Annotated in this window: 25 protein-coding genes; 14 read left to right on the forward strand and 11 right to left on the reverse strand. The window is 69.0% G+C overall.

What is annotated here, in order from left to right; genetic code table 11:
* Positions 1-84 precede the first annotated feature (84 nt).
* Together B9Y82_RS17685 and B9Y82_RS17690 are read right to left on the reverse strand one after the other, a co-directional pair.
* Positions 85-729, reverse strand: coding sequence for a YdcF family protein (locus B9Y82_RS17685; RefSeq protein ID WP_202908162.1), 645 nt, complete (start codon positions 727-729; stop codon positions 85-87).
* Positions 714-1,676 carry a pyridoxal-phosphate dependent enzyme gene (locus tag B9Y82_RS17690; protein WP_100474484.1) on the reverse strand — a complete coding sequence of 321 codons (963 nt, stop codon included), beginning with the start codon at positions 1,674-1,676 and terminating at the stop codon, positions 714-716. The genes B9Y82_RS17685 and B9Y82_RS17690 overlap by 16 nt, the downstream gene beginning before the upstream one ends.
* Positions 1,677-1,836: 160 nt before the next feature.
* On the opposite strand from B9Y82_RS17690, the gene B9Y82_RS17695 reads away from it, so the two are divergent.
* The 10 genes from B9Y82_RS17695 to B9Y82_RS17745 all read left to right on the forward strand — a co-directional run bounded on the left by B9Y82_RS17695 (position 1,837) and on the right by B9Y82_RS17745 (position 13,285).
* A complete protein-coding gene (locus tag B9Y82_RS17695) occupies positions 1,837-2,328 on the forward strand; it encodes a hypothetical protein (protein ID WP_100474487.1) in 492 nt (163 codons plus the stop codon).
* Between the two features lie 548 nt (positions 2,329-2,876).
* Positions 2,877-4,766 (forward strand): tRNA uridine-5-carboxymethylaminomethyl(34) synthesis enzyme MnmG, encoded by a 1,890-nt coding sequence (gene mnmG / locus B9Y82_RS17705; RefSeq protein WP_100474493.1) that lies wholly within the window; start codon positions 2,877-2,879, stop codon positions 4,764-4,766.
* Between the two features lie 129 nt (positions 4,767-4,895).
* Positions 4,896-5,714 carry a nucleotidyltransferase domain-containing protein gene (locus B9Y82_RS17710; RefSeq protein ID WP_100474496.1) on the forward strand — a complete coding sequence of 273 codons (819 nt, stop codon included), beginning with the start codon at positions 4,896-4,898 and terminating at the stop codon, positions 5,712-5,714.
* A 173-nt stretch (positions 5,715-5,887) separates the two neighbouring features.
* Positions 5,888-6,418 carry a gamma carbonic anhydrase family protein gene (locus B9Y82_RS17715; RefSeq protein WP_100474499.1) on the forward strand — a complete coding sequence of 177 codons (531 nt, stop codon included), beginning with the start codon at positions 5,888-5,890 and terminating at the stop codon, positions 6,416-6,418.
* Positions 6,419-6,541: 123 nt separating this feature from the next.
* Positions 6,542-7,231 (forward strand): RDD family protein, encoded by a 690-nt coding sequence (locus B9Y82_RS17720; protein WP_100474502.1) that lies wholly within the window; start codon positions 6,542-6,544, stop codon positions 7,229-7,231.
* Positions 7,228-8,220 carry a stage II sporulation protein M gene (locus B9Y82_RS17725; protein WP_100474505.1) on the forward strand — a complete coding sequence of 331 codons (993 nt, stop codon included), beginning with the start codon at positions 7,228-7,230 and terminating at the stop codon, positions 8,218-8,220. Before B9Y82_RS17720 ends, B9Y82_RS17725 begins: the two co-directional genes overlap by 4 nt.
* The gene (locus B9Y82_RS17730; protein WP_100474508.1) at positions 8,210-9,826 is read left to right on the forward strand and encodes a DUF4129 domain-containing protein; all 1,617 of its coding nucleotides are present in this window, start codon (positions 8,210-8,212) and stop codon (positions 9,824-9,826) included. Before B9Y82_RS17725 ends, B9Y82_RS17730 begins: the two co-directional genes overlap by 11 nt.
* A complete protein-coding gene (locus tag B9Y82_RS17735; RefSeq protein ID WP_100474511.1) occupies positions 9,823-11,007 on the forward strand; it encodes a DUF4350 domain-containing protein in 1,185 nt (394 codons plus the stop codon). The genes B9Y82_RS17730 and B9Y82_RS17735 overlap by 4 nt, the downstream gene beginning before the upstream one ends.
* Positions 11,004-11,990, forward strand: a complete 987-nt coding sequence (locus tag B9Y82_RS17740) for an AAA family ATPase (protein ID WP_100474514.1) — start codon at positions 11,004-11,006, stop codon at positions 11,988-11,990. The genes B9Y82_RS17735 and B9Y82_RS17740 overlap by 4 nt, the downstream gene beginning before the upstream one ends.
* Positions 11,987-13,285 (forward strand): DUF58 domain-containing protein, encoded by a 1,299-nt coding sequence (locus tag B9Y82_RS17745; RefSeq protein WP_100474517.1) that lies wholly within the window; start codon positions 11,987-11,989, stop codon positions 13,283-13,285. Before B9Y82_RS17740 ends, B9Y82_RS17745 begins: the two co-directional genes overlap by 4 nt.
* 141 nt (positions 13,286-13,426) lie before the next feature.
* Here B9Y82_RS17745 and B9Y82_RS17750 read toward each other — a convergent pair whose 3' ends face one another.
* Both B9Y82_RS17750 and B9Y82_RS17755 read right to left on the reverse strand, forming a co-directional pair.
* Entirely contained in the window at positions 13,427-14,605 is a 1,179-nt protein-coding gene (locus tag B9Y82_RS17750) for a glutathionylspermidine synthase family protein (RefSeq protein ID WP_100474520.1), read from the reverse strand.
* Positions 14,606-14,612: 7 nt separating this feature from the next.
* Positions 14,613-15,185: a DUF1190 domain-containing protein gene (locus B9Y82_RS17755; protein ID WP_100474523.1), complete on the reverse strand. Its 573-nt coding sequence runs from the start codon at positions 15,183-15,185 to the stop codon at positions 14,613-14,615.
* A 409-nt stretch (positions 15,186-15,594) separates the two neighbouring features.
* Here B9Y82_RS17755 and ilvD point away from each other — a divergent pair, with 409 nt between their 5' ends.
* Positions 15,595-17,433: a dihydroxy-acid dehydratase gene (ilvD, locus tag B9Y82_RS17760; protein WP_100474526.1), complete on the forward strand. Its 1,839-nt coding sequence runs from the start codon at positions 15,595-15,597 to the stop codon at positions 17,431-17,433.
* A gap of 97 nt (positions 17,434-17,530) precedes the next feature.
* A complete protein-coding gene (locus tag B9Y82_RS17765) occupies positions 17,531-18,142 on the forward strand; it encodes a hypothetical protein (RefSeq protein ID WP_100474529.1) in 612 nt (203 codons plus the stop codon).
* 57 nt (positions 18,143-18,199) lie between these two features.
* Here B9Y82_RS17765 and dinG read toward each other — a convergent pair whose 3' ends face one another.
* The 3 genes from dinG to aroE all read right to left on the reverse strand — a co-directional run bounded on the left by dinG (position 18,200) and on the right by aroE (position 21,660).
* On the reverse strand, positions 18,200-20,302 hold the full coding sequence (gene dinG, locus B9Y82_RS17770; protein WP_100474532.1) for an ATP-dependent DNA helicase DinG: 2,103 nt from the start codon (positions 20,300-20,302) through the stop codon (positions 18,200-18,202).
* Between the two features lie 155 nt (positions 20,303-20,457).
* Complete coding sequence (locus B9Y82_RS17775) at positions 20,458-20,811, reverse strand: hypothetical protein (RefSeq protein WP_049444215.1); 354 nt, start codon at positions 20,809-20,811, stop codon at positions 20,458-20,460.
* A gap of 3 nt (positions 20,812-20,814) precedes the next feature.
* The gene (aroE, locus tag B9Y82_RS17780) at positions 20,815-21,660 is read right to left on the reverse strand and encodes a shikimate dehydrogenase (RefSeq protein WP_100474535.1); all 846 of its coding nucleotides are present in this window, start codon (positions 21,658-21,660) and stop codon (positions 20,815-20,817) included.
* Between the two features lie 48 nt (positions 21,661-21,708).
* Between aroE and B9Y82_RS17785 the strand changes: the two genes are divergently transcribed.
* Positions 21,709-22,572, forward strand: a complete 864-nt coding sequence (locus B9Y82_RS17785) for a TolB family protein (protein ID WP_100474538.1) — start codon at positions 21,709-21,711, stop codon at positions 22,570-22,572.
* Between the two features lie 83 nt (positions 22,573-22,655).
* Here the strand turns inward: B9Y82_RS17785 and B9Y82_RS17790 are convergent, their stop codons facing one another.
* From B9Y82_RS17790 to B9Y82_RS17805, 4 genes are all read right to left on the reverse strand, one after another.
* Positions 22,656-22,925, reverse strand: coding sequence for a hypothetical protein (locus B9Y82_RS17790; RefSeq protein ID WP_100474541.1), 270 nt, complete (start codon positions 22,923-22,925; stop codon positions 22,656-22,658).
* A gap of 32 nt (positions 22,926-22,957) precedes the next feature.
* Positions 22,958-23,947 carry a porphobilinogen synthase gene (gene hemB, locus B9Y82_RS17795; protein ID WP_065198312.1) on the reverse strand — a complete coding sequence of 330 codons (990 nt, stop codon included), beginning with the start codon at positions 23,945-23,947 and terminating at the stop codon, positions 22,958-22,960.
* A gap of 19 nt (positions 23,948-23,966) precedes the next feature.
* Entirely contained in the window at positions 23,967-24,884 is a 918-nt protein-coding gene (locus B9Y82_RS17800; RefSeq protein ID WP_100474544.1) for a bestrophin family protein, read from the reverse strand.
* A gap of 123 nt (positions 24,885-25,007) precedes the next feature.
* Entirely contained in the window at positions 25,008-25,256 is a 249-nt protein-coding gene (locus tag B9Y82_RS17805) for a hypothetical protein (RefSeq protein WP_005420185.1), read from the reverse strand.
* A 186-nt stretch (positions 25,257-25,442) separates the two neighbouring features.
* Here B9Y82_RS17805 and B9Y82_RS17810 point away from each other — a divergent pair, with 186 nt between their 5' ends.
* Positions 25,443-25,907, forward strand: a complete 465-nt coding sequence (locus B9Y82_RS17810; RefSeq protein ID WP_014038879.1) for a hypothetical protein — start codon at positions 25,443-25,445, stop codon at positions 25,905-25,907.
* Positions 25,908-25,982: the final 75 nt, after the last annotated feature.

The following is a 25,982-nucleotide window of genomic DNA, read 5'->3' on the forward strand; positions in this document are numbered from 1 at the left end:
CCTTGGTTGGCACACCCCATCAGATCGCGGCGCCGCCAGCATTGTGCCAACCAAGGTTGGCACTCACCCAAAGCAGGCAGCTGCTCAGGTATTGGCCGGCGAACTCAGCGGCGGGCGCACCAGGTCGCGGTGGAAGAAATAGATTTCCTGCACCAGGAAGCGCCAGCTGGTGTGGAAGCTGCGGAAGCGCGTACTGGGCGTGGACGAGGCCAGTGCGTCGATGCCCAGCGCCTTGCTCAGGCGCAGCGCGCGCGCCATGTGCAACGGGTCGCTGACGATGATCACCCGGTGCAGGTCGCGCTGGTCCATCAACCGCTTGGCTTCGACCAGGTTCTGCACGGTGTTGCGCGAGGCGGTCTCGATCAGGATCGCGTCGTCCGGCACGCCATGCTTGAGCGCATAACGCCGCGCCACCTGCGATTCGGAAAAGCGCGCGCCGGTCCCGCCATAGCCACCGGTGAAGATCAGCAATGGCGCGTACTGGGCCTCATAAAGATCCAGGCCATGGCGGATGCGTTCTTCGAACACCGGCGACGGCTTGGCGTCATAGGCCGCCGCACCCAGCACGATGATGGCGTCGGCCTTGGCGGCCTGGTCGCGCTCACCGACCCAGACGATCCAAGCGGTCACGCCCAGCAGCCAGATCACCAGCAGCACGAACAGTCGCCACAGCCACCCCAGCAGGCCGGTGCGGGGCCGGTGCCGGTCGCGGCTCACGGCGCCCCCCAGCGCAGCGCGGGCAGGTCGACATTGCCTCCGGACAGGACCAGGCCCACGCGCAGGCCGGCGAATCGCTGCGGCTGTGCCAGCACCGCGGCCAGCACGGTGGCCGAGGACGGCTCGACCACCTGCTTGAGCACCTCCCACAGCAAGCGCATCGCGGCCGTGGTGGCGGCGTCATCGACCACGATCACCTCGGCCCCGGCCGCGCGCAGCAGCGCGAAGTTGGGAGCGCCGATCAGGGTACGCAGGCCATCGCAGATCGTGTCCGGTGTGAAAGCCCCCTGGCGCTCGCCTGCGGCCAGCGAACGTGCGGTGTCATCGGCGCCGGCCGGTTCGGCCAGCACCAGCCGGGTCTGCGGGCTGGCGAGCTGCAGGGCCAGCGCGGTACCGCTGGCGAGGCCACCGCCCCCCACCGGTACCACCAGCACATCGAACGGGCCGTCGCTGTGCAGCAGTTCCAGGGCCGCGGTGCCCTGTCCGGCCATCACCGCCGGGTCCGCATACGGATGGACCAGGGTCGCGCCGGTATCGGCCTGCACCTTGGCGCAGGCGGCCTCACGATCGGCGACGGTCGGCGGGCAGCGCCAGAGGGTGGCACCGTGCCGGGCGATGTTGGCCAGCTTGGCCGCCACCGCACCTTCGGGCACCACTACATGGCAGGGAATGCCTCGGGTCCGCGCAGCCAGGGCCAAAGCGGCGCCGTGGTTGCCGGAGGAATGGGTGACCACGCCGGCACGGGCGCGATCGGCATCCAACGACCACACCGCGTTGCAGGCACCACGGAACTTGAACGCGCCGCCGCGCTGCAGGTGTTCGGCCTTGAACGCCAGCGGCGCGCCGGCCAGCGCATCAAGCGTGCGCGAGCGCAGCACCGGGGTCACGCTGGCGTGCGGCGCGATCCGCGCAGCGGCAGCCAGGACATCGTCGGCACAGGGCAACAGTGAATCGCTCATGACGCAAGATTAACGTATGGTTCCGCGCTGGCGACCCCGGCACAGGTCATGCCAGCATGAGGGCCTTCACCTTCATTCATCCTGGCCAGCGAAGTTAAGGGCCGATTCAACGCCTGCGCACGAAGCTGACTGCACAACCCGTCCTCTGGGGGGATCCACCATGAAAACGCGCCTGATGCTTGCCGGCGGCCTGATGCTGGCCCTGACCGGCTGCACCACCTACGACTACGTCGGCGGTGGCCGCAGTGGCGGCTACTACCACGGTGCGCCGTCGGTGGAATACCGCTACCCGGCCGGCTATCCCTACAACTATGGCTACCCGTACTACGGTGGCTATGGCGGTTACTACGGCGGCTATGGCAATCCGTACTACTCGCGCCCGATCTACCGCCCGCCGCACAACCACCGTCCGCCGCCGCGCCCGCCCGGCAATGGTGGCGAGAATCGTCCGCCGCCGCCGTCGCGGCCGTCGTACAACGGCGGTTCGCCGTGGCGGAACATGGACTCGATGCGTCGCCCGCCGCAGTCGAACATCCAGCCGTCAGCGCCTCCGCCGCAGGCCCGTCCGGCCCCGGCGCCGAGTGCGCCGAGGATGAACGGTTCCCCCTGGCGCAACATGGATCGTGGGACGCAGCGCACAGTTGAGCGCTGAACCATCTTGCATTTCACCCGGTCCAAGCCGCACTCTACGGGACCAGTGACGGCCCGCGTCACAATGTGACAAAAACGACAAGGGCCGCCGCAAGAAGCTCTACGTCGATATCCGACAGGAACATCTGGATCCCCCCTGTTCCGGCCCTGTCGGATGTCGACACCTCTGAAGGCAGACGGCCCCGCAATGCGGGGCCGTTTGTTTTGCCGGGTCGCCCACCGGCGAGAGCCCCAGCGCCGGTAGATCCACGCCATGCGTGGATGGGGCCTTCCCGACAGCCCCAAAAAACAGGGCCGGACAGTCCCCCGACTGCCGGCCCCCTGCTCCCCCACCGTGCGCCTGTACCGGCCCCTGTTCCAATTCCGGTCACGGGCGCCTACGGCGCCAGCCACGGTGGGTGCTATTGGGTTATCTGCAAAAATCCTGCCAACTTTAGGGCTGATTTCGACGCCGGTCGGCCGGCGCCGACGTCCCGGCCCCGAATGGCGCTAAAATCGCCACCCCGGCGCCGCCCCGCGGCCGCGCCCGCCCCCAGCTGAACAGCCCCCATGAACCCGTCCTTCCATCGTTACGACGTCATCGTCATCGGCGGTGGCCACGCCGGCACCGAAGCCGCGCTGGCCGCGGCCCGCACCGGCGTGCGCACCCTGCTGCTGACCCACAACATCGAAACCGTGGGCGCGATGAGCTGCAACCCGGCCATCGGCGGCATCGGCAAGGGCCACCTGGTCAAGGAAATCGACGCCCTCGGCGGTGCGATGGCGCATGCCGCCGACCGTGCCGGCATCCAGTGGCGCACGCTCAACGCCTCCAAGGGCCCGGCCGTGCGCGCGACCCGCTGCCAGGCCGACCGCAACCTGTACCGCATGGCGATCCGCGCCATCGTCGAAAGCCAGGCCAACCTGACCGTGTTCCAGGCGGCCGTCGATGACCTGGTCATCGACGGCGACGCCGTGCGCGGGGTGATCACCCAGACCGGCCTGCGCTTCGACGCCGATGCCGTGGTGCTGACCGCCGGTACCTTCCTGGCCGGCAAGATCCACGTCGGCCCGACCCAGTACGCCGCCGGCCGCATGGGCGACCCGCCGGCCACCACGCTGGCCGCGCGCCTGCGCGAGCGTCCGTTCCAGGTCGACCGCCTGAAGACCGGCACGCCGCCGCGCATCGATGGCCGCTCGCTGGATTACAGCGTGATGGACGAGCAGCCCGGCGATTCGCCGCGCCCAGTGATGTCCTTCCTCGGTTCGGTGGACGAGCATCCGCAGCAGGTCAGCTGCTGGATCACCCACACCACCGAACAGACCCACCAGATCATCCGCGACGCGCTGCACCGTTCGCCGCTGTACAGCGGCCAGATCGAGGGCATCGGCCCGCGCTACTGCCCGTCCATCGAGGACAAGGTAGTGCGCTTCGCCGAAAAGGCCAGCCACCAGATCTTCGTCGAACCCGAAGGCCTGGGCATCGTCGAGATCTATCCCAACGGCATCTCCACCTCGCTGCCGTTCGACGTGCAGCTGGAGATGGTGCGCAGCATCCGCGGTTTCCAGAACGCACACATCACCCGCCCCGGCTACGCGATCGAGTACGACTTCTTCGATCCGCGCGGGCTGAAGGCTTCGCTGGAAACCAAGCTGGTCAGCGGCCTGTTCTTCGCCGGCCAGATCAACGGCACCACCGGCTATGAGGAAGCTGCCGCACAGGGCCTGCTGGCCGGCCTCAATGCCGCGCGCCAGGTGCGCGGGCTGGACGGCTGGTGCCCGCGCCGCGATGAAGCGTACCTGGGCGTGCTGGTGGATGACCTGATCACCCACGGCACCAACGAGCCTTACCGCATGTTCACCAGCCGCGCCGAGTACCGCCTGCAGCTGCGCGAGGACAATGCCGACCAGCGCTTGACCCCGGCCGGCCGCGAGATGGGCCTGGTCGATGACCGCCGCTGGAGCGCCTTCGAGACCAAGCAGGCGGCTGTCGCCGCCGAGCGCGCGCGGTTGGGTGCGCTGTGGGCGACCCCGGCCAATGCGCTGGGCCGCGAAGTGCAGGACACGCTGGGCGTGGCGGTCAGCCGCGAGACCAACGTGCTGGACCTGATCAAGCGCCCGGAGCTGGATTACGCGCAGCTGATGCAGGTGCCGTCGCTGGGCCCGGCCGTGGCCGATGGCAAGGTGGCCGAGCAGGTCGAGATCGGCGTGAAGTACGCCGGCTACCTGGACCGCCAGCGCGAGGAGATCGAACGCCAGCAGCGCCACGAAGCCACGCCGATCGCCGAAGGCTTCGACTACGCCAGTGTGCGTGGGCTGTCGGCCGAAGTACTGCAGAAGCTGGAGCGCGTACGCCCGCAGACCATCGGCCAGGCGCAGCGCATCCCGGGCATGACCCCGGCGGCGATCTCGCTGCTGCTGGTGCACCTGGAACGTGCCCGCCGCGGCCGCGTGGCGTAACGCACCGCTTCGCTCGCCGGGCATGGCCCGGCGATACCGGCTCTGGTAGGTGCCGACCGTTGGTCGGCACGACTGGGTGGGCCAAACGTGCGTTACAGTCGAGCAAGCTCGACTACGAATCTGCACTGCATGGACGACATCCACCCGATCGCACCGGACAAGCGCGCCGCCATCCTCACCACCCTGGCCGACATCGAGCGCACGCACGATGTGCGCGTGCTCCTGGCCTGCGAATCGGGCAGCCGGGGCTGGGGCTTTTCCTCGCCGGACAGTGACTACGACGCGCGCTTCATCTACGTGCATCGCCAGCCGTGGTACCTGAGCGTCAACGAGGCCACCGGCCCCGGCGAAGCGCAGCGCGATGTGATCGAGCTGCCGATCGATGACGAGCTGGATGTGAGCGGCTGGGACCTGCGCAAGGCGCTGCGGCTGGTGTCCAAGTCCAACCCGACGCTGATCGAGTGGCTGCGTTCGCCGATCATCTACCAGCACGATGCCAAGGCCGTTGCCTGCCTGTGGCAGGCCGCCGAGCGCTTCTACTCGCCGCTGGGCACGTGGTGGCACTACTTCAACATGGCGCGCTCCAACCATCGCGGCTATCTGCGCGGCGAAACCGTGCGTACCAAGAAGTACCTGTACGTGCTGCGCCCGCTGCTGGCCTGCCAATGGATCGAGAACGAACACACGCCGCCGCCGATGGCCTTCGAAGACCTGCTGGAGCGCCTGCTGCCCCAGGGTGCGGTGCGCGAGGCCATCGACGCGCTGCTGTTGGTCAAGCGTGCCAGTGCCGAGGTCGCCGCCGGTCCGCGCATCGCAGCCATCAGCGAGTACATCGACGCTATGTTGGCCGAGCGTGCCGAGGGGCCGCAGCTGCCTGCAGGGCACGGCGACGCCGCCTGGCTGGACGGCCTGTTCCGGCAGATGCTGGCGACGCACGCGCCAGCCTGAACCGGGGTCCATCCACGCATGGCGTGGATCCACCGCGCACGTGCCGAAGCCGCGGTAGCGCCGGGCCATGCCCGGTGAGCAAGGCGGCGCGCAATCATCCGCCGGGCGCAGCCCGGCGCTACCACTGCAATCGCCGCGTATCATCGCCGTGCTTGCCCCTCCTGGAGACCGCGATGAACCCTCTGCGCCCCTTCCGCGACAAGATGCCCGTCCTCGGCCAGCGCGTGTACGTCGACCCGGCCTGCACCCTCATCGGTGACGTGGAGCTGGCCGACGATGTCTCCATCTGGCCGGGCACGGTCATCCGCGGCGACGTCAATTACGTCCGCGTCGGTGCGCGCACCAACGTGCAGGATGGCACCATCATCCACGTCAGCCACCACAGCCCGTACAACAAGGCCGGCTACCCGACCCTGATCGGCGAAGGCGTGACCGTCGGCCACGGCTGCATCATCCACGCCTGCACCATCGGTGATTACAGCCTGATCGGCATGGGCGCCTGCATCCTGGACGGCGCCCGGGTGGAACGGCACGCCTTCATCGGCGCCGGTGCGGTGGTGGGCCCGGGCAAGGTGGTCGGCGAAGGCGAGCTGTGGGTGGGCAATCCGGCACGCCCGGCGCGCACGCTCAGTGACAAGGAGATCGAGTCGCTGCACTACTCGGCCGACCACTACGTGCGGCTGAAGGACGAATACCTGGGCTGAGCGGCCAACGCTGCCACGCGGCTCTGCTAAAGTCTGGGCCCGACCAGGACCTGTCGAGACCCCCATGCCTGTGGCTGCCTGCCGGAGAGGACTCCGCCGCCCACAACGAAGGCCATCGCGCTGATGGCCGCACCGATGCTCGATACCTACCGCGAGGTGGTGACGCCGGAGGGTGTGCCGCTGCAGTTGCCGGCGGCCGGCCCGGTGCCACGGGCGATGGCCTGGCTGGTGGATCTCGGCGTGCGCATCGCGGTACTGATGGTGATGTCCATTCCACTGGCACTGCTGGACACGTTCGGCTCCGGGCTCAGCCTGGTGCTGATGTTCCTGGTCTATTGGGCCTACCCGATCGTCTGCGAGGCGCTGTGGGGGCGCACGCTGGGCAAGCGAGCGCTGGGGCTTCGCGTGCTGTCCCGCGATGGCGCGCCGGTGGGCTGGATGGCCGCCATCACCCGCAACCTGCTGCGCACCGTGGACATGCTGCCGTTCGGCTATGCACTGGGCCTGATCAGCAGCCTGTTCGATCCCCATGGCCGCCGCCTCGGCGACCTGGTCGCCGGCACCGTGGTGGTGCATGCACCGGTGTTGTACCTGCCCCATCCGCCCACCATCGACAGCGTGCTGGCCCCTCCGCAGCCCCTGCAGCCAGAGGAACAAGCGGCACTGATGGCCTTCGCCGAGCGCGCGCCGCGTCTGTCGGCGGCACGCCAGCAGGAACTGGCCGGCATTGCCGAACCGCTGACCGGCACCCACGGCCAGGTCGGCGTGCTGCGCCTGTACGCCATGGCCAACTGGCTGCTGGGGCGGCGATGAAGCAGGAACAGTTCGTCGCGCGCTATCAACAGGAGTGGCAGGACCTGGAGCAGTGGCTGCTGCTGCGCGCCGGTGCCTCGCGCCGCACGCGCCGCCAGGCCAGCGGCCTGGCACTGGACGACACCACCTTCCCGCAGCGCTACCGGCGGCTGTGCCAGCAGCTGGCGCTGGCCCGCGAGCGCGGCTACAGCCCGCAGCTGGTGCAACGCCTGCAGCAGCTGATGCAGCAGGGCCACAGCGTGCTGTACCGCACGCCGCCAACACGCTGGCGCGGTGCACTGGAATTCCTGGTGGCCGACTTCCCGCTGCTGGTGCGCAGCCAGGCGCCCAGCATGTGGGTGGCGCTGGCGATGTTCGCGTTGCCGGCGGTGGCCTGCTTCGTGCTGGTGCAGGTCTATCCGGACCTGATCCACATGCTGATGGACAACCGCCAGATCGCCGCGATGGAGCGCATGTACGATCCCGCCGCCGAGCGCCTGGGACGTGACAGCGGCACCGACTGGATGATGTTCGGCCACTACATCATGAACAACATCAGCATCGCCCTGCGCACCTTCGCCAGCGGACTGCTGGCCGGGCTGGGCACGCTGCTGGTGCTGCTGTTCAACGGCGTGATCATCGGTTCGGTGGCCGGCCACCTGCAGCACATCGGCCATGGCGACCCGTTCTGGCGCTTCGTGGTCGGCCACGGCGCGTTCGAGCTGACCGCGATCGTGATCGCTGGCGGTGCCGGCCTGCAGCTGGGCATGAAGCTGCTGGCTCCCGGCCGGCGCAGCCGCCTGGATGCACTGGTCGATGGCGGCCGCATCGGTGCCCGACTGTGCCTGGGCGTGGCGTTCATGCTGCTGGTGGCCGCTTTCATCGAAGCGTTCTGGTCGTCGATTGCCGAAGTACCGGCTTGGGGCAAGTTCAGCGTGGCCGGCGTGTTGTGGGCCGGCGTGCTGCTGTGGCTGTGGCGCGGCGGACGCGGAGGCGGCAATGCGCATTGACCACCTGGACGTGGTGCTGCGCGCGCGCAGTGGCTGGGAAGCAATGGAGCTGGGCACCGCCCTGTCACGCCGCCACGCGCGCGCGGTATGGGGCAGCTGGCTGCTGGCCAGTGCACCGCTGTTCGTGATCTTCAACGCGCTGGGCTGGTGGCTGGATGCGTTCGGCTGGGCCTGGCTGGCGATGTGGTGGTGCAAGCCGCTGTTCGAACGTGCGCCGCTGTACGTGCTTTCGCGTGGCATCTTCGGCGAGCCGGTCGGCACGCTGGCGGCCCTGCACGCGCAGCGCAGCTGGGGCAATGCAGGATTCTGGGGCTACCTGGGCTGGCGCCGTTTCAGCGTGCTGCGCAGCCTGTGCCTGCCGGTGAACCTGCTGGAAGGCAACGCACCGGCCCAGCGCGGCGCACGCCGCCGCGCAGTGGCCGCCGGTGCCGCAGGCGCCGCTGTCGTGCTGACCGTGGCCTGCATGGCCTTTGAAGCGGCGCTGGTGTCCGGTGCAATCGGTGCGGTGTTCATGTTCATGCCGCTGGAGCTGATGTCCGAATCGTGGCGAGCCGCTTGGGACATGATCGGCCAGGACACGCCCGCATGGGCGCGGCTGGGCTTCAACCTTGCGTGCTGGCTGGCGTCGGTGCTGATCGGGCCGTTCTACGTCGGCGCCGGCTTCGGCCTGTACTTGAACCGGCGTACGCAGATGGAAGCGTGGGACGTGGAAATCGCCCTGCGCCGACTGCGCGAGCGGCTGCTGCCAGCGGCATCGACGCTGGCCCTGCTGCTGTGCCTGGCACTGCCGCTGGCCTCTGCGCCGGTGCATGCACAGGACGCGCGATCGATCGCCGCCGAAGCCGACGATGCCGAAGAGGACGAGAACCACGCGGAAGAACCCGCCACCGCGGCGAACGATCCGGCCAATGCACCGGCCATGATCTTCGGTGCGGCGCCGGTGGACACCGCCGGTTTCCGCCAGGCGGTGAACCGCGCCTATGAAGATCCGCTGCAGCGCCCGACCCGCCAGGTGACGCGCTGGAAGCCGATCGAACCGGCCGAGGAAGAAAAGAAGGAAGACAAGACGCTGCAGAGCGAAAGCAGCAGCAAGGGCGAGCGCAGCAACCGCAAGGCCGGCATCGCCTGGCTGGCGCGGCTGGCCGAATGGGGCCTGTGGGGCCTGCTCGGCATCCTGCTGCTGGTGCTGCTGCTGACCGCACGGCTGTGGCTGCCGTGGCTGCGCGGCAGTGGCCGGCGCAAGCCGGTAGCTGCACCGCAGGTGGTGGAGGAACAGGTGGAGTTGCCGGTCGTGCTGCCACCGGACGTGGCCACCCAGGCCGGCCTGCTGTGGGACCAGGGGCGGCCGCGGCAGGCCCTGGCCCTGCTGTACCGCGCCAGCGTGCGCACGGTGGGCGAGCGCAGCGGCATCGCGCTTCCGCCTGGCGCCACCGAAGCGCAATGCCTGCGCGCGTCACGGCGCATGCCCGATGCCACCGACCGTGACCTGTTCGCGCGCATCGTGCGCATGTGGCAGTACGCCGCCTACGGTGGCCGCCTGCCCCGCCGCGCCGATTTCGATGCATTGGCCGATACCCTGCGCCAACAGTACAGGTGGCTGGCATGAGCCCGCGCCTGTTCTGGTCGCTGCTGCTGGCTGGGCTGGTGCTGTTCGGCGTGCCGCTTACGATCCTTTACCTGCGCACGCACGAGCGGGTGACCGAGACGGTGCAGCTGCCGCCGCAGGGTGAGGCCGGTTACAACCCGCTGTACGTGCTGGGCCAGGCCCTGCGTGCCGATGGCATCGACGTGCATTCGCGGCCGCGGCTGGACCTGCAGCAGATGGTGCTGGGCCCGCGCGACACGGTGGTGCTGCTGCAGGACAGCAGCGAACTGCCGGCACCGGTGGCGAAGGCCCTGCTGGACTGGGTCGACGGCGGCGGCCACCTGCTGGTACGCACGCCGCCACCAGCCAAGGACGACGCCAGCAGCACGCAGGGACCGCTGCTCGACCGGCTGGGAGTGGACAGCCTGTTCCAGCGCAGCGACTGCCAGCCGTTCCACATCGATGATGATCCCGGCCATGTCGAATTCTGCAGTGGCCGCCGCTTCACCCTGGGCTTCGCCGCCAGCACGCGGGCCGAAAGGCGCTGGGGCAGTGAACGCGACCTGGTATTCGCGCGCCTGCGCCACGGCCAGGGCAAGGTGAGCGTGCTGGCCGACATGGAATTCATGCGCGGCGAAGTGGATTCACCGGCAGCGCGCCTGGCCTCCGCCGCGGGCAAGGCCAGCGATGGCCTGCACGATCTCTCGCACCGCGACCTGACCCGTTACCTGCTCGATCCAAACTACGGCAAGGGCGCATTCTGGCTGGTCTACGCCAGCCGCCCGCCGTCGCTGTGGGCACGCCTGTTCTACCAGGGCTGGCCGGTGTGGGCGCCGCTGCTGCTGGCCCTGCTGGGGTGGCTGTGGGGCCGCTCGCAGCGCTTCGGCAGCCTGCTGCCGTCGCCGGTGCTGGAACGCCGCTCGCTGCTGGAACACGTGCGTGCCAGCGGCGAGCTGCTGCTGCGTTTCGGCCACGGCGCGCGCCTGTATGACGCCGTGCTCGCCCTGTTCCTGCATCGCCTGCGCCTGCGCGCGCCGGTCGCCGCCGCACTCGATGGCGCACCGCGCGAGCAGGCCATCGCCGAGCTGCTGAAGTGGCCGCAAGGCCGCGTCGCCAACGCGCTCACACCTCCTCCGCCGCACGATTCCTCCGCCCTGCGCGAGCGCATCCGCTTGCTGCTCCAGATGAGATCCCTGCTATGACCGAAGTCCCCGAGCTGCCGGCGGCCGCCAATGCCCGCCTGATCGAACGCGTCGATGCCATCCGCGATGCCGTCGGCCACGCCTTCATCGGCCAGGCCGATGTACTGGACCAGATCCTGGTGGCGCTGCTGGCCGGTGGCCACGTGCTGATCGAGGGCGTACCCGGTCTGGGCAAGACCCTGCTGGTGCGTGCGCTGGCCCAGGCCCTGGAACTGGATTATGGCCGCGTACAGTTCACCCCCGACCTGATGCCCAGCGACGTCAGTGGCCATGCGGTGTACGACCCGAAGAGCGAGAGCTTCAAGATCCGCCGCGGGCCGGTCTTCACCAACCTGCTGCTGGCCGACGAGATCAACCGTGCACCGGCCAAGACCCAGTCGGCGCTGCTGGAAGTGATGCAGGAAGGCCAGGTGACCATCGAAGGCAAGGCCTTCACCCTGGCGCCGCCGTTCATGGCACTGGCCACGCAGAACCCGCTGGAGCAGGAAGGCACCTACCCGCTGCCGGAAGCGCAGCTGGACCGCTTCCTGCTGAAGGTGCTGATCGACTACCCGCAGCTGGAGGACGAAAAGCGCATGGTGACCGCGATCACCAGTGGCCGCGCCGCCAGCGATTTCGACCTGAGCCAGGTGCCACGCGTGTTGGGCGCTGGCGAACTGCTGGAGCTGCAGCGCGCGACCGCTGCGATCACGGTCGATGACGAAGTGATCGACTACGCGGTACGCATCGTCGCGACGACCCGGCAGTGGCCGGGTATCGCGGTCGGCGCCGGCCCGCGCGGCAGCATCGCGCTGGTGCGTGCCTCGCGCGCGCAGGCGGTGCTGGCTGGCCGTGACTTCGTCACTCCGGACGATGTGCGCGACATCGCGCGCCCCGCGCTGCGCCACCGCATCGCGCTGGCACCGGAACTGCAGATCGAAGGCCAGGACGCCGACGATGTGCTGGGCGCGCTGCTGGCCAAGGTGGAAGCGCCGCGCCGATGAGGCCGGCTCCGCTGCTGCTGGCGCTGCTGCTGGCTTGGGCTGCCCTGGGTGGCCTGGTGCTGGGCGGCCTGCTGCCGCGCTGGAGCTGGGCGCTGGCGGCAGTGGCCATCGCGCTGCCTGCGCTGTTCGATCTGTGGCGGCAGACGCAGCGTCCTTCGCCACAAGTGCAACGCGAGCTGCCCGAGGCGCTGGCGCTGGGCGTGCGCCGTCAGGCAGCGCTGCGACTGCAGGCCGAACAACCGATGACGGTGCAGGTGTTCGACCTGGTGCCCGGCGGCTGGCCGCTGGAATCGCTGCCGCAGCGCGTGCGCCTGCAGGCCGGCACCGCCTCAACGCTGCACTACCACCTGCAGCCGCTGCAGCGGGGGCACTTCCGCTTCGAGGGCGTGCACCTGCGCATGCGCTCGCCGTGGCGCCTGTGGTGGCAGCAACGCACGCTGCCGCCGTCGCTGGACGTGCGGGTCTATCCGAACTTCGTGCCGCTCACCCGGTTTGCGTTGTTCAGTGCCGACCAGGCCTCGCGGTTGGTGGGGGCGCACGTGAAGCGCCGCCGCGGTGAAGGCACCGACTTCCACCAGATGCGCGAGTACCGCATCGGCGACAGCCTGCGCCAGCTCGACTGGAAGGCCACCGCGCGAGCGCGCAAGCTGATCTCGCGCGAATACCAGGACGAGAAGAACCAGCAGCTGCTGCTGATGCTCGACAGCGGCCGGCGGATGCTGGCCAGCGAAGGCGGGCTCTCGCACTTCGACCATGCCTTGAACGCCTCGCTGGTGGTGGCCTACCTGGCGCTGCGCCAGGGCGATGCCGCCGGCCTGTTCGCCGCCGGTGGTGAACGCCGGTGGGTGGCGCCGCAGCGTGGCATGGGTACGGTCGAGCACCTGCTGCGCGCCAGCTACGACCTGCAGCCACGCGCGGTGGCCACCGATTACCTGGCCGCCGCCACCGAAGTATCGCTGCGCCAGCGCCGGCGCGCGCTGGTGATGCTGGTCAGCAACGTGCGCGACGAGGACATCGAAGACCTGCTGGCGGCAGTGCGCCTGCTGCAGCGGCGCCACCTGGTGTGCGTGGCCAGCCTGCGCGAACGCGAGCTGGACGGCGCACTGGAGGGCGAGGTGCAGACGCTGGAGGACGCCACCCAGGCCGGTGCCGCGGCGCTGTACCTGCAGCAGCGCGCGAAGGCGCACGAGGCGCTGCGCAGCGAGAAGGTGATGGTGCTGGACGTGACCGCCGACGCCCTGCCCGGCGCGCTGGTGGAACGCTACCTGGCGGTGAAGCGCGAAGGGCTGCTCTGATACCAACGATCGCCCTGGTGGGGTGCCAACCTTGGTTGGCACGAAACCCAAACCGCCGACCAAGGTCGGCTTCTACCAACGGCGGTTGTTCTACGACCGGCGTCGGTCACCTGCGTCGGCTCTGGTGGCGCCGCACCACCATCAGACGTAGATCCGCGTCGGCGCCTCATCAACGATCGCGTGCGGCACGAAGCGCGCACTGTCGCGGGTGATCGCGCTGTCGTCCTCGCGGATGCCGATGCCGCAGGCGTGGTCACCCACCACCCAGCTGCCGATCAGCGGATAGCCGCCTTCGAAGCGGGTGAGCGGATGCGCACGCTGGATGATCGCCGGGCCGTCATAGGGCCCGTCGCTGCGCTGGGTGCTGCCATCGGCCAGGTGCATCTCGATGTTGGCGCCTTCGCGTGAGAACAGCGGCTTGCGCACCCAGCCCGATGCCAGCGTGCTGCCGTCATCGAAGTGCGCCTCCAGCAGGTTCGGATGGCCCACGTTGCGCTGCCACAGCAGCGGCAGGATGCCCTTGTTGCTCAGCACCGCCTTCCACGCCGGCTCCAGCAGCTGCACGCCCGAGCCGGGCAACGCGCGGCCGAATTCCTCGGCCATCAGGTCTTCCAGCGGATACAGCTTGAACAGCGTGCCGATCACCGAATCGTCCAGCGCGGTGAAGCGGCCGTCCTCGGACAGGCCGATGTCCTCGATGGCGATGGCCTGGCCATGCAGGCCGGCCTGCGACGCACAGTCACGCAGGTAGTCGACGGTGCCGCGATCTTCTTCCGAGCTGCCCACGGCGCTGAAGTACAGCGGCGGCGGCAGCTGCGTGGCCAGTTCGCCGAAGCGTTCGACCAGCGCTTCGTGGATCGCGTTGAACTGGTCGGCATGCTGCGGCAGGCGACCGGCGTTGCGCTGGTCCTCCAGCCACTGCCACTGGAAGAAGCTGGCCTCGAACAGCGAGGTCGGCGTGTCGTAGTTCAGTTCGTACAGCTTGGCCGGGCCGGTGCCGTCGTAGGCCAGGTCCAGGCGGCCATAGAGGTGCGGCTGGCGCTGGCGCCAACTTTCAGCGATCCAGTCGCGGTAGTGCGACGGAATCGCCAGCTGGTCCATCAAGCGTTCGCTGGCGATGACATCACCGACCAGGTCCAGCGCCATCTGGTGCAGCTCGGCGCTGGGGTCTTCGATGTCCTGCTCTATCTGGCGCAGGGTAAAGGCGTAGTACGCGCTTTCATCCCAGTACGGCTGGCCGTCGATCGTGTGGAAGCGGAAACCCGCCTCTTCCGCGCGTGCCCGCCACTGGGCACGCTCGGCAATCCGGATGCGCTGCATGGGTCGATCAGCCGCCGTAGCTGCCGCTGGTGCTGCGGCGTGCGCTGGTGTTGCCGAAACCACCACGGCTGGCGGTGACCGCACGGTTCGGCTCGCTGGTGACCGGGGCCAGGCCAGCCTTGCCGGCGCCGATGCCGCTGGCGGTGTTCAGGCCACCACTGCCGCCCGGAGCCGGACGCGCCCAACCGGCGCTCTTGTCCTGGTAAGCCGGCGACGCCGTCGGCGCCTGCGGAGCGAGGCCGCCGCGGTTGCTCAGCATCTGCGACATGAAGAAGCCCATCATCATCGGGCCGATGAACGAAGTACCGGCCGAGGTGTGCTGCTGCACGCACTGTTCCGGCTTGTAGTCCTTCTCGCAGGCTTCCTTGCTGGCGTACTTCGGCGCCGCATCGGCGGCCTGCTTCTGCGCTTCGGCGAACGCGTTGCGGCACGCCGACGGATCGCCGGTGGCCTCGGTGCAGGCCTCCACCGAGGTGTACAGGCCTTCCTGCACCTTCACCTCCGGCTCCTTCTGGCAGGCGGTGAACAGCAGCGGCGCGGCGCTCATCAGCAGCAGCGCGGTGGTGCGGGAACGTTTCATGGCCTCATGCCCTGTCGACGGATCAATGCCCCAATGATGCCAAATCCGGGCCATCAACCGGAATCGGCAAAGTGGCAAAGATGAACGGACTTTCATTTTCGTCGGGCATTGGGGTCAGAGCCCATCGCGCCGCGATGGGATCCGACCCCGGGCGGCTCACCGCTCAGGGAGGTGCCAACCTTGGTTGGCACACACCCCGCGGCGCCCCGCTATGGCCGGCGCGCGCAGCCAAGTCTCCGGCAAGAAGCCCCCTTGTTGTTCAAGGGGGCGCGCCGAAGGCGCGGGGATAAGGGGAAATGCGCGGACCACCAAGCCGCTGCAAGCGGTGAAGGTGGTTGCAGCAGCAACCGAAAAAATTGGCCATGATCAGCCGACCCCCACGTCGTACGGCCCGCCCGTTCCGCCAGCCATGCCCGAATACCGTTCCCGCACCTCCACCGCCGGCCGCAACATGGCCGGCGCCCGCGCGCTGTGGCGCGCCACCGGCATGAAGGACGGCGACTTCCACAAGCCGATCATCGCCATCGCCAACTCCTTCACCCAGTTCGTGCCCGGCCACGTGCACCTGAAGGACCTCGGCCAGCTGGTCGCGCGCGAGATCGAACAGGTCGGCGGCGTCGCCAAGGAATTCAACACCATCGCCGTGGACGACGGCATCGCGATGGGCCACGACGGCATGCTCTATTCACTGCCCAGCCGCGAGATCATCGCCGACGCCGTGGAATACATGGTCAATGCGCACTGCGCCGACGCGCTGGTGTGCATCAGCAACTGCGACAAGATCACCCCCGGCATGCTGATGGCCGCGCTGCGCCTCAACATCCCGGTGGTGTTCGTCTCCGGCGGGCCGATGGAAGCGGGCAAGACCAGGCTGTCCGAGCACAAGCTGGACCTGGTCGACGCGATGGTGGTGGCCGCCGATGACAGCGCTTCCGACGAAAAGGTCGCGGCGTTCGAGCGCAGCGCCTGCCCTACCTGCGGTTCCTGCTCGGGCATGTTCACCGCCAACTCGATGAACTGCCTGACCGAAGCGCTGGGCCTGTCGCTGCCCGGCAACGGCACCACGCTGGCCACCCACGCCGACCGCGAAGCGCTGTTCCGCCGCGCCGGGCGCCTGATCGTGGAACTCTGCCACCGCTGGTATGGCAGCGAAGACCCGAGCGCGCTGCCGCGCGGCATCGCCACCCAGGCCGCCTTCGCCAATGCGATGACCCTGGACATCGCCATGGGCGGTTCCACCAACACCATCCTGCACCTGCTGGCCGCCGCGCAGGAAGCGGAGGTCGACTTCGACCTGACCCACATCGATGCACTGTCGCGGCGCGTCCCGCAGCTGTGCAAGGTGGCACCGAACACGCCCAAGTACCACATCGAAGACGTGCACCGCGCCGGCGGCGTGTTCGGCATCCTCGGTGAGCTGGACCGCGCGGGCCTGCTCGATACCACGGTGCCGACCGTGCACAGCGCCAGCCTGGCCGACGCGCTGGAACGCTGGGACGTGGTGCGTAGTGACAACGACACCCTGCATACCTTCTTCAAGGCCGGCCCGGCCGGCATCCCCACCCAGGAGGCCTTCAGCCAGGCCACGCGCTGGCCGACCCTGGACGTGGACCGCGCCGAAGGCTGCATCCGTTCGCTGCAGCACGCGTACTCACTGGAAGGCGGCCTCGCCGTGCTGCGCGGCAACCTGGCCGTCGATGGCTGCGTGGTGAAGACCGCCGGCGTGGACGAGTCGATCCACGTGTTCGAAGGCCCCGCGCGCGTCTACGAGAGCCAGGACGCCGCCGTTGCCGGCATCCTCGCCGACGAAGTGCAGCCGGGCGAGGTGGTGGTGATCCGCTACGAAGGCCCGAAGGGCGGCCCGGGCATGCAGGAAATGCTCTACCCCACCAGCTACCTGAAATCGAAGGGGCTGGGCAAGCAGTGCGCGCTGCTGACCGACGGTCGCTTTTCCGGCGGCACCTCGGGCCTGTCGATCGGCCATGTCTCGCCGGAGGCGGCCAGCGGCGGAACGATCGGCCTGGTGGAGGATGGCGACCGCATCCGCATCGACATCCCTGCGCGCCGCATCGACCTGCTGGTGGACGACGCCACCCTGGCCCAGCGCCGCGCCGATGCCGACGCGCGTGGCTGGAAGCCGCGTGAAGCGCGCCCGCGCAAGGTCACCAGCGCGCTGAAGGCCTACGCGCTGCTTGCCACCAGCGCCGACAAGGGTGCCGTGCGTAACACTGCGCTGCTGGGCGATTGAGGGGCCGTGGGGTCGGACCCCTTTCGCAGCATGGGCTCTGACCCCGATCCGCGCCATCAGCAGTAAGGTAGGACGAAACACCGACACGGAGGTTGTGATGAATCTGCTTTCGCTTGCCCTGGCCGCTGCTCTGGGCATGGGCGCCGAGCCGCCGAAGGCACCGGACTGCCGATACGACCGCGATGCGATGCTGGCCATGGAACCGGAGGCATTCGACCAGGATCTGCAGGGCGGCTGGCGCCCGCTGGCCGACCGCGGCTGCCACCGCGAGGCGGCGGACCTGCTGACTGCGTACGCCGCGCAGCCCAAGGCCGCAGGCAGGACCATCATCCTCTGGCATGCAGGCCAGATGCGTGCCGAGGCCGGACAGTACCCGCAGGCGATTGCGCTGATGCAGCGCACCTACAAGCCCAAGGACACCGATCCCGGCTACTGGAACGCCTACGTGGACGGCACCATCGCCTTCCTGCAGCGCGACCGTGCAGCGCTGGAAAGGGCGCGTGCAGCCCTGATTGCGATTCCCACGCCGGAGCAGATCGCCGGGGCGCTGAAGGATGGGCGCTATCACTTCACCACCGCCGGCGGGCAGAAGGTGGATGTGCCATGGCCGCCCAACCTGGACGTGCTCGATGGCTTCCTGCGCTGCTTTGATCGCGATTACCACACTGCGATGGGCAACCAGGCCTGCCGGAATCCGCAGGGCGGCTGAGCGACAGAGTGCGTGGTGGGGTCAGAGCCTTTCCTTCGGAAGGGATCCGACCCCGTGTCAGCCGATCACGCGCTTGAACGGCGGCAGCGCGTCGATGATGCGCTTGCCGTAGCGGCGGGTCAGCAGCCGCGAATCAAGAATGACCACCCGGCCGGTGTCGGTGGAGGTGCGGATCAGGCGGCCGGCGAACTGGGTCAGCGTGCGCAGCGCATGCGGAATGGCGATCAGGTTGAAGGCATTCAACCCGCGCCCCTCGAACCACTCGCTGAGCGTGGCGGTCTGCGGGTCGGTCGGCACCGCGAACGGCACCTGGGTGATCACCACCGTAGTGCAGGCTTCGCCCGGCAGGTCGAGCCCTTCGCCGAACGAGTTCAGCCCGAACAGCACCGAGCCCTCGCCTGCCGCCACGCGCCGCAGATGCTCGTCGATCAGGCGGGTCTTGGACATCTCGCCCTGCACCAGCACCTGCTTGCGCCGCGCGGCCGACATCAGCCCGGCCACCTTCTCCATCTTCCAGCGCGAGGTGAACAGCACCATCGAGCCCTTGGCCCAGTCCAGCTCGGTGTCGAGGTAGCGCGCCACTTCGCGCGGGTGGCCTTCGCGGTCGTCCGGCGTGACCGGGAACTTCGGCACGACCAGCTCGGCCTGGTTGGGCAGGTCGAACGGCGACGACAGCGAGACCATCTCTGCCTCTTCCGGAATGCCGTTGTCGATCGCCAGCGACTGGAAGTCGCCACCGCCGGTCAACGTCGCCGAGGTCATCACCACCGAGTCCACTTCATCCCACAGCAGCCTGCGCAGCACGTGCGCGGCCGACACCGGCGAGCCGTGCAGCACCAGGTCGCCGTCGCGGGTGGCGGTGACCCAGCGCGCCATCGGCGGCGCGCCATCCTTGTCCTCGCGGCGCCACGCCTGCCACAGGTTGTACTGCTGCTCGATCATTTCCAGCGCCATGCCCAGGTTGCGCTGCAGGCGCTCGCGCGCGGCATCGTCCGGCTTGCCCTTGGCCACCTGCGCGGTGGCGGCATGCGCCCAGTTGTAGAGGCTGCGGGTATCGTCGGCCAGGGCCTCGATCGGCTCGCGCCAGGCCTCGGGCAGGCGCCCGTTGGCCGCGCGCCACATCGGCTCTTCGTCCGCCGGTGCCGGCATCCACACCCGCTCGATGTGATCGCGGAACGCGCGCAGCTGCTTGGCGACGTTGCTGGCGACCTCGATCGCTTCGTTCGGCAGCAGGTTGCCGAGACGGTCCTTGTCGACCGCGCGATAGGCACCGGCGATCAGGATCTGCAGGAGGCCGGTGCGTTTGGCCATCTCGTCCAGCGCCAGGCTGGCTGCACCCTGGTCGATCGCCACGCTGCCGATGTGATGGCCTTCGTCCAGCACCAACAGCATGTCCGACGGCGGCGCGATCAACGGCTGGCCGTTGTCGCTGTCACCGATCGACAGCGCCGACAGCAGTAGCGCGTGGTTGGTGACCACGATCTGCGCATCGCGCACCGTGTTGCGCGAACGCAGCACCGCGCACTGCGCCGAATAGGCGCAGCGGCGCCCGGCACAACCCGAAGCCGGCGTGGTGATGCGGCTGCGCAGGCCGGGGCTGATGGTCTCCGGCGCGTTGTCGATGTCGCCATCCCAGGTGCCGCCGGTGAAGGCGTCGGTCAGGCGCTTGGCGATGTCCATCTCGATCGGCGCCAGCGGCCGGTCGAACAGGGGTGCGTCATCCTCGAACATGCCGCCCTGCGAACCCTCGCCCTGCGCCTCGGCAGCATTGCGCGTGCACAGGTAGCGGGTACGGCCCTTGGCCAGCGCCACGGTCGCTTCCAGGCCGGTGGCCTTGAGGAAATTCGGGATGTCACGCTCGACCAGCTGCGACTGCAGCGCTACGGTGCCGGTGCTGATCACCAGCTTCTTCTTGCTGGCCAGCGCGATCGGTACACCTGCGGTGAGGTAGCCCAGGCTCTTGCCGACGCCGGTGGGCGCCTCGACCACGCCGACGCCGCCACTTTTCGACAGCGCACGCGACACCACACCGATCATCTGGCTCTGCGAGCGGCGGGTGGAGAAGCCGGGAGTATTGGCCTGCAGCGTCGTGTACGCCTTGCGGATCGCGTCCTTCAAGGCGTCATCGAGCGTGCGCGGAGCGGCGACGGTTTCGGTCACGCCGGGAACTACCGTGGCTGGATCAGGCCGGTCATTGTCGCATGGCCGGCCGCGTTCACTGTCGCTGGCACCCTGAACGGGCCAGCGACGACGCCCGGCGGCTGGATGAACACGCCGGACGCTACTGGCGACGACCCAGGGCCGTCACCGGGCTGTCACTGCACCGCGTTGCCGCGCAGCCGCAGCAGGCGCACCAGCGCCCACACCAGCAGCACCACGCCGATGGCCTCGACCATCGCCAGCGCGAAGTGCACCACGCCGAAGATGGCGCTCATGCCCGAGATGGCGCTGAAGTTGCCACTGCTGACCAGCCACATCGGCAGCATGCCCGCCGCCAGGCCCCCCAGGCTGGACAGCAGCAGCAACAGCAGGCCGACCAGCGCGCCGGTGCGGGTGGCATCGCGCGGCGCACCGACCACCCAGACCAGGCCGACGCACAGCGCGATCAGCACCGGCAGGCGCACGCCGACCATGCTCAGCACGGTCACCATCAACGTTGTGCTGTCCATCGATCAGTCCTCGCCGGCCAGCACGGCCGAGCCCTGCCGCAGCGACTGGTAGACCTCGCCGGTCTGCGGGCGCACGCCGTGCCACTGCAGGAAGCTCTCGGCCGCCTGCTCGACCAGCATGCCCAGGCCATCCACGGTATTGCGGCAGTTCGCCGCGCGCGCCCAGGCCAGGAAGGCGATGGCGGCCTCGCCGTAGTTCAGGTCGACGGCGGTGGTCATCGAATTGACCAGCGACAGCGGCAGTTTGAACTCGACGTCGCGGTCGCGGCCGGCCGAAGTGGCGTTGACGATCAGTTCGAAGTCGCCGAGGTCGCGCAGGTCCTCCCAGTAGCGGCTGATCGCACGGCCCGGTTCGCCCATCGCGTCGATCAGTTCGTCGGCGCGCTCCGGCGTGCGGTTGACCACCACCAGTTCGGTGATGCCTGCATCGAGCAGCGCCGGGGCGACGCTGCGCGCCGAGCCACCGGCACCGATCATCAGCACGCGGCGGCCGCGCAGGTCCAGGCCGTGGCGATCGGTCAGGTCGCGCACCAGGCCGATGCCATCGGTGGTGTCGCCGTGCCAGCGGTCGCCCTTGCGCAGCAGCGTGTTGACCGAGCCGGCGCGGCGCGCCCGTGCGGTCAACGTGGTGCACACCGAGAACGCGGCTTCCTTGTGCGGCAGGGTGACGTTGGCACCGACACCGCCCTCGGCGGCGAAGGCCTCCAGGCCGGCCAGGAACGCATCGGGGGCCAGGTCGATCGCGCGGTAGTCAATGGCGATGCCTTCCTGGCGACCGAACGTCGCATGGATCTGCGGCGACTTCGAGTGGGCAACGGGGTGTCCGAAGACGGCGTAACGGTCGGTCATGGAATCCTCAAGCTGGCTAGACTGATGCTCTTTCGTGCACGGAACCGGATGATGCGCATCACCCCGCCCCTGCTGGTGCTCGCCGCCAGTCTACTCTCTGCCCCCGTGGCGATGGCGTTGAACGAGTACGGGATCGAAGGCATGGGCGTGGTCTCGACCCGCGCCGACGAGGGCCGCGCCACGATCAGTGCCGATGGCCGGCGCATCGTCTTCGCCCGCCGCGGCGAGGCCGGATGGGGCCTGTGGGAAGCGCGCGTGGTGGACGGCCGCTGGCAGCAGGCGCAGGCGCTGCCGGTAGGCGTGGCCGGTGAAGCCCGCGATCCCTACTTCAGCCGTGACGGCCGTTGGCTGCTGTTCGCGGCCGGCGGCGAGGGCAAGCTGGCGCTGTACCGTGCCGCGTTGGCCGCCGACGGCCAGCCGGGCCCGGCGCAGCCGCTGGCCGGTGACGGCGGGCGCCGGGAAGAGCGCGGGCCAGCCCTGAGCGCGGATGGCAAGCAGCTGTTGTTTGCCCGCCAGCAGGGCCGTGGCGCCGGCTGGGACCTGTTCGTGGCGACGCTGGATGCGCAGGGCCTGCGCGGCCCGGCCAGCGCACTGAGCGCGTTGAACAGCGCCGACGACGAGACCGACGGTGACTGGCTGGGCCATGACGGCGCCGTGGTATTCAGCCGTGGCAGCGGCAGTACCGCGCAGGTCTGGAGCAGCGGCTGCGCATGGAGCGGCGTGGCACTGCAGCCGCTGGGGCTGTCGTTCAACCAGGCTGGCGGCTGGACCGGCGCGCCGGTGATCGACAACGCCAAGCCCGGCGAGATGATGGTCGCCAGCAGTGCGGCGAAGGCACCGCGTGCCGGGGGCGTGGATGTGTACCGGTTGGCGGTGCCCAAGGTGGCGGCGGTGCCCGGGTGCGTGCGGTAGATCCACGCCATGCGTGGATGGTGCCCGCGAAGGGGTCAGAGCCCTTTCCTGCGGAAAGGGATCCGACCCCGGGCATTGCCCCGTCAGCGCGACAACACCTTGGCGCGCAACTGCTCGTACTCCATCTCGCTCAGCTGGCCGTTGTCCTTGCGCTGGTTCAACGCGGCCAGCTCGGCCTGCACGCTGTCCGGCAGCGCCTGTTCACGGGCCACGTGACGCGCGGCGGAGAGCTGTTCCGGCGGGCGCTTGCCAGCCCGCCAGGCCACGATGAAAACACCGACGATGATGGCCCCGAACACCAGCGTACCGATGCCCCAGATCAACCATTGCACCCATCCCAGTTCGGGTCCCATCGCGTATTCCTCCGTCTATCGTGGCGCTATTGTCAGCGCTCGCGCAGCCATCGCGCCACCTGCGGCGCGAAATAGGTCAGCACACCGTCGGCGCCGGCCCGCTTGAAGCCCAGCAGCGACTCCATCACGCAGGCGCGTTCGTCCAGCCAGCCGTTGGCGAAGGCGGCCTTCATCATCGCGTACTCGCCACTGACCTGGTAGGCGAAGGTCGGCACGCCGAATTTCTCCTTCACCCGGCGCACCAGGTCCAGGTAGGGCATGCCCGGCTTGACCATCACCATGTCGGCGCCCTCTTCCAGGTCCAGCGCGATCTCGCGCAGGGCCTCGTCGCCATTGGCCGGGTCCATCTGGTAGGTCTTCTTGTCGGCCTTGCCGAGGCTGGCCGCGCTGCCCACCGCATCGCGGAACGGGCCGTAGAACGCCGAGGCGTACTTGGCCGAGTAGGCCATGATGCGCACGTTGATGTGGTGGTCGGCATCCAGCGCACGGCGGATCGCGCCGATGCGACCGTCCATCATGTCCGACGGCGAGACGATATCCACGCCGGCTTCGGCGTGCGATACCGACTGCTTGACCAGTGCTTCGACGGTGATGTCGTTGAGCACGTAACCCTTGTCGTCGATGATGCCGTCCTGGCCGTGGGTGGTGTACGGGTCCAGCGCCACGTCGGTCATCACCCCCAGTTCCGGGAAGCGCGACTTCAGCGCGCGGATCGCGCGCTGCGCCAGGCCGTCCTCGGCCCACGCCGCCGACGCGTCCAGCGATTTCAGCGACGGATCGATCACCGGGAACAGGTCGATCACCGGAATGCCCAGCTCCAGCGCCTCTTCGGCCACCTTCAGCAGCTCTTCGATCGACAACCGCTCCACGCCCGGCATCGACGGCACCGCGGTGCGGCCGGCCAATTCGTGCACGAACACCGGGTAGATCAGGTCGTCGGTGGTCAGCGTGTTCTCACGCATCAGGCGGCGCGAGAACTCGTCATGGCGCATGCGGCGCGGGCGATAAAGCGGGTGGGACATGGCAGGCTCCGAGGAGTGGCTATTGCAACAGGTAGCCCTGCGGCAGCAGGGGTTCGGGCAACGGGCGTTCGCCGAGCGCGTCGAGCTGGTCGATCTCGATCGTGCGTACCAGCGCGTCCAGCGGCAGGTCGTTCGGCTCCAGGCCGAACGGGTCTTCCATTTCTTCGCCCAGCTGGTCCAGGCCGAAGAAGGCGTAGGCCAGCACCGCCGACAGCACCGGCGTGCCCCAGCCCAGCGAGCTGGCCAGGCCGAACGGCAGCAGCACGCAGAACATCCATGCGCAGCGGTGCAGCAGCAGGGTGTAGGCGAACGGCAGCGGCGTGGTGAGGATGCGCTCGCAGCCGGCCTGGATCGACGACATCGCGTGCAGGCGCTCCTCCAGCTGGGTGTAGAGGATCGGATCGAGTTCACCGGCGCGCAGGGCCTGGGCCAGCTCGGCGGCGATCATCGACAGCACTGCATCAGGCACGTTCTCGCGCTGGCCCAGCTGCTCGCGCTGCGGCTTGTCCATCCACGGCAACGCGGCCAGGGCCACGATGCGACCGCGCAGGCGCGCGGCCAGCGCATGGGCGAAGGCAGTAGTGAGGTAGGCGATGCGGCGACGGCGACCGGCGTCATCGGCCAGCAGCAGGTTGACCTGGCGCGCCAGCGAACGCGATTCATAGACCAGCTGGCCCCACAGCTTGCGGCCTTCCCACCAGCGGTCATGGCAGGCGCTGTTGCGAAAGCTGAGGAAGATCGACAGGACCAGGCCAAGCAGGGTGAACGGCGTGACGGAAACGCGTTCGATGCCGGTCGGTGGCGCCAGTTCCACCACCGCGGCCACCGCGATGGACAGGATCAGGATGGCCAGCACCTTCGGTGCGATCGCTTTGACGATCGAGCCGCGCAGGATGTACAGCAGTTGCCAGCCGTGGGGACGGGGTCGGATGATCATGGGGCAGCCGCGCCGGGCGCGGATTCACAGGCACGCGGGGGGCTCGCGCAGCCGTTCATTGTACGCCCCTGCCCGGCCCGCGGCCGTGTACCTGCGACGCCCTGTCGCACCCGGCGACGCGGCTCAGATCACGCCGCCACCCAGGCCCAGGCGCAGGATGCCGACCACCACCACGATGCCGTTCAGCACCAGCCCAGCCCAGGCCCGGCCGCGCTTGGTCGGGTGGGTGAACAGGATGCCCAGCGCGGCGATCACCGCGCCCACGGCGGCGAACGGGATCAGGAACCAGTTGCCCCAGCCCAGCAGCGGAATCAGCGCCAGGATCATCCACAAGAGCGCCAGTACGCCCCACAACAGACTGATCACACCCATTCCGCTCTCCCGCAGTTGGTTCCTGTCTGTCCACCATAGTCGTTCCCACGGTCGCCGCCTACTACCGTTGGCGGGGCTGTCACCGGCACCGTGCTAGCGTCCTGCCGTGCGCGCTCTGGCCCGGGTGTTGGCGCCGATTCAGAGTAGCCCGTCGATGATCGCAACCAGTCCTACAGGGGTCGTGCCATGAACATCCGTTGGGCCGCGCTGGCGGCCATCCTGCTGGTCGCCGCCGGTTGTGCCAGCACCTCCAAGGTCATGCTGGGGCGCGCCCGCGCGCCGATCGATCCGGCACTGGTACAGATCTATTCGACGCCGCCGGCCGGCTCCCAGGAAATCGCCCAGCTGGAATCGGCGTCTGCCGTAGGCTTCGGCACGCAGGGCCAGACCGACGCGGCGGTGGCGCGCCTGAAGCGCGAGGCCGCAGCGCTGGGCGCCAATGGCGTGGTGCTGATGGGCGTGGGCAGCAGCGGCTCGCCGGTGGGCATGTCGGTGGGTGCCGGCACGTTCGGCTCGCATGTCGGCGGAGGGGTCGGCATCGGTATTCCGACCACGCAGAAGCGCGCCGCCGGCGTCGCGATCTGGGTACCGAACCCGGCACCGCCGGCACGGCTGCCGACGCAGGTGATCACGCCGCAGCCGCAGCGTTGACGGTGATGCGGTAGATCCACGCCATGCGTGGATGGGCATTCCCGGTGACGCACGCGGTCAGAGCCCTTCCCTACG

The organism is Stenotrophomonas maltophilia, from assembly GCF_002799155.1.
GTDB lineage: Bacteria > Pseudomonadota > Gammaproteobacteria > Xanthomonadales > Xanthomonadaceae > Stenotrophomonas > Stenotrophomonas maltophilia_R.

What these genes read in the sequence shown, in the direction of transcription:
- B9Y82_RS17690 (WP_100474484.1), bottom strand. Translation starts at nt 1,676, where the DNA reads ATGAGCGATTCACTGTTGCCCTGTGCCGACGATGTCCTGGCTGCCGCT.
- B9Y82_RS17695 (WP_100474487.1), top strand. Translation starts at nt 1,837, where the DNA reads ATGAAAACGCGCCTGATGCTTGCCGGCGGCCTGATGCTGGCCCTGACC.
- mnmG (WP_100474493.1), top strand. Translation starts at nt 2,877, where the DNA reads ATGAACCCGTCCTTCCATCGTTACGACGTCATCGTCATCGGCGGTGGC.
- B9Y82_RS17710 (WP_100474496.1), top strand. Translation starts at nt 4,896, where the DNA reads ATGGACGACATCCACCCGATCGCACCGGACAAGCGCGCCGCCATCCTC.
- B9Y82_RS17715 (WP_100474499.1), top strand. Translation starts at nt 5,888, where the DNA reads ATGAACCCTCTGCGCCCCTTCCGCGACAAGATGCCCGTCCTCGGCCAG.
- B9Y82_RS17720 (WP_100474502.1), top strand. Translation starts at nt 6,542, where the DNA reads ATGGCCGCACCGATGCTCGATACCTACCGCGAGGTGGTGACGCCGGAG.
- B9Y82_RS17725 (WP_100474505.1), top strand. Translation starts at nt 7,228, where the DNA reads ATGAAGCAGGAACAGTTCGTCGCGCGCTATCAACAGGAGTGGCAGGAC.
- B9Y82_RS17730 (WP_100474508.1), top strand. Translation starts at nt 8,210, where the DNA reads ATGCGCATTGACCACCTGGACGTGGTGCTGCGCGCGCGCAGTGGCTGG.
- B9Y82_RS17735 (WP_100474511.1), top strand. Translation starts at nt 9,823, where the DNA reads ATGAGCCCGCGCCTGTTCTGGTCGCTGCTGCTGGCTGGGCTGGTGCTG.
- B9Y82_RS17740 (WP_100474514.1), top strand. Translation starts at nt 11,004, where the DNA reads ATGACCGAAGTCCCCGAGCTGCCGGCGGCCGCCAATGCCCGCCTGATC.
- B9Y82_RS17745 (WP_100474517.1), top strand. Translation starts at nt 11,987, where the DNA reads ATGAGGCCGGCTCCGCTGCTGCTGGCGCTGCTGCTGGCTTGGGCTGCC.
- B9Y82_RS17750 (WP_100474520.1), bottom strand. Translation starts at nt 14,605, where the DNA reads ATGCAGCGCATCCGGATTGCCGAGCGTGCCCAGTGGCGGGCACGCGCG.
- B9Y82_RS17755 (WP_100474523.1), bottom strand. Translation starts at nt 15,185, where the DNA reads ATGAAACGTTCCCGCACCACCGCGCTGCTGCTGATGAGCGCCGCGCCG.
- ilvD (WP_100474526.1), top strand. Translation starts at nt 15,595, where the DNA reads ATGCCCGAATACCGTTCCCGCACCTCCACCGCCGGCCGCAACATGGCC.
- B9Y82_RS17765 (WP_100474529.1), top strand. Translation starts at nt 17,531, where the DNA reads ATGAATCTGCTTTCGCTTGCCCTGGCCGCTGCTCTGGGCATGGGCGCC.
- B9Y82_RS17775 (WP_049444215.1), bottom strand. Translation starts at nt 20,811, where the DNA reads ATGGACAGCACAACGTTGATGGTGACCGTGCTGAGCATGGTCGGCGTG.
- aroE (WP_100474535.1), bottom strand. Translation starts at nt 21,660, where the DNA reads ATGACCGACCGTTACGCCGTCTTCGGACACCCCGTTGCCCACTCGAAG.
- B9Y82_RS17785 (WP_100474538.1), top strand. Translation starts at nt 21,709, where the DNA reads ATGATGCGCATCACCCCGCCCCTGCTGGTGCTCGCCGCCAGTCTACTC.
- B9Y82_RS17790 (WP_100474541.1), bottom strand. Translation starts at nt 22,925, where the DNA reads ATGGGACCCGAACTGGGATGGGTGCAATGGTTGATCTGGGGCATCGGT.
- hemB (WP_065198312.1), bottom strand. Translation starts at nt 23,947, where the DNA reads ATGTCCCACCCGCTTTATCGCCCGCGCCGCATGCGCCATGACGAGTTC.
- B9Y82_RS17800 (WP_100474544.1), bottom strand. Translation starts at nt 24,884, where the DNA reads ATGATCATCCGACCCCGTCCCCACGGCTGGCAACTGCTGTACATCCTG.
- B9Y82_RS17805 (WP_005420185.1), bottom strand. Translation starts at nt 25,256, where the DNA reads ATGGGTGTGATCAGTCTGTTGTGGGGCGTACTGGCGCTCTTGTGGATG.
- B9Y82_RS17810 (WP_014038879.1), top strand. Translation starts at nt 25,443, where the DNA reads ATGAACATCCGTTGGGCCGCGCTGGCGGCCATCCTGCTGGTCGCCGCC.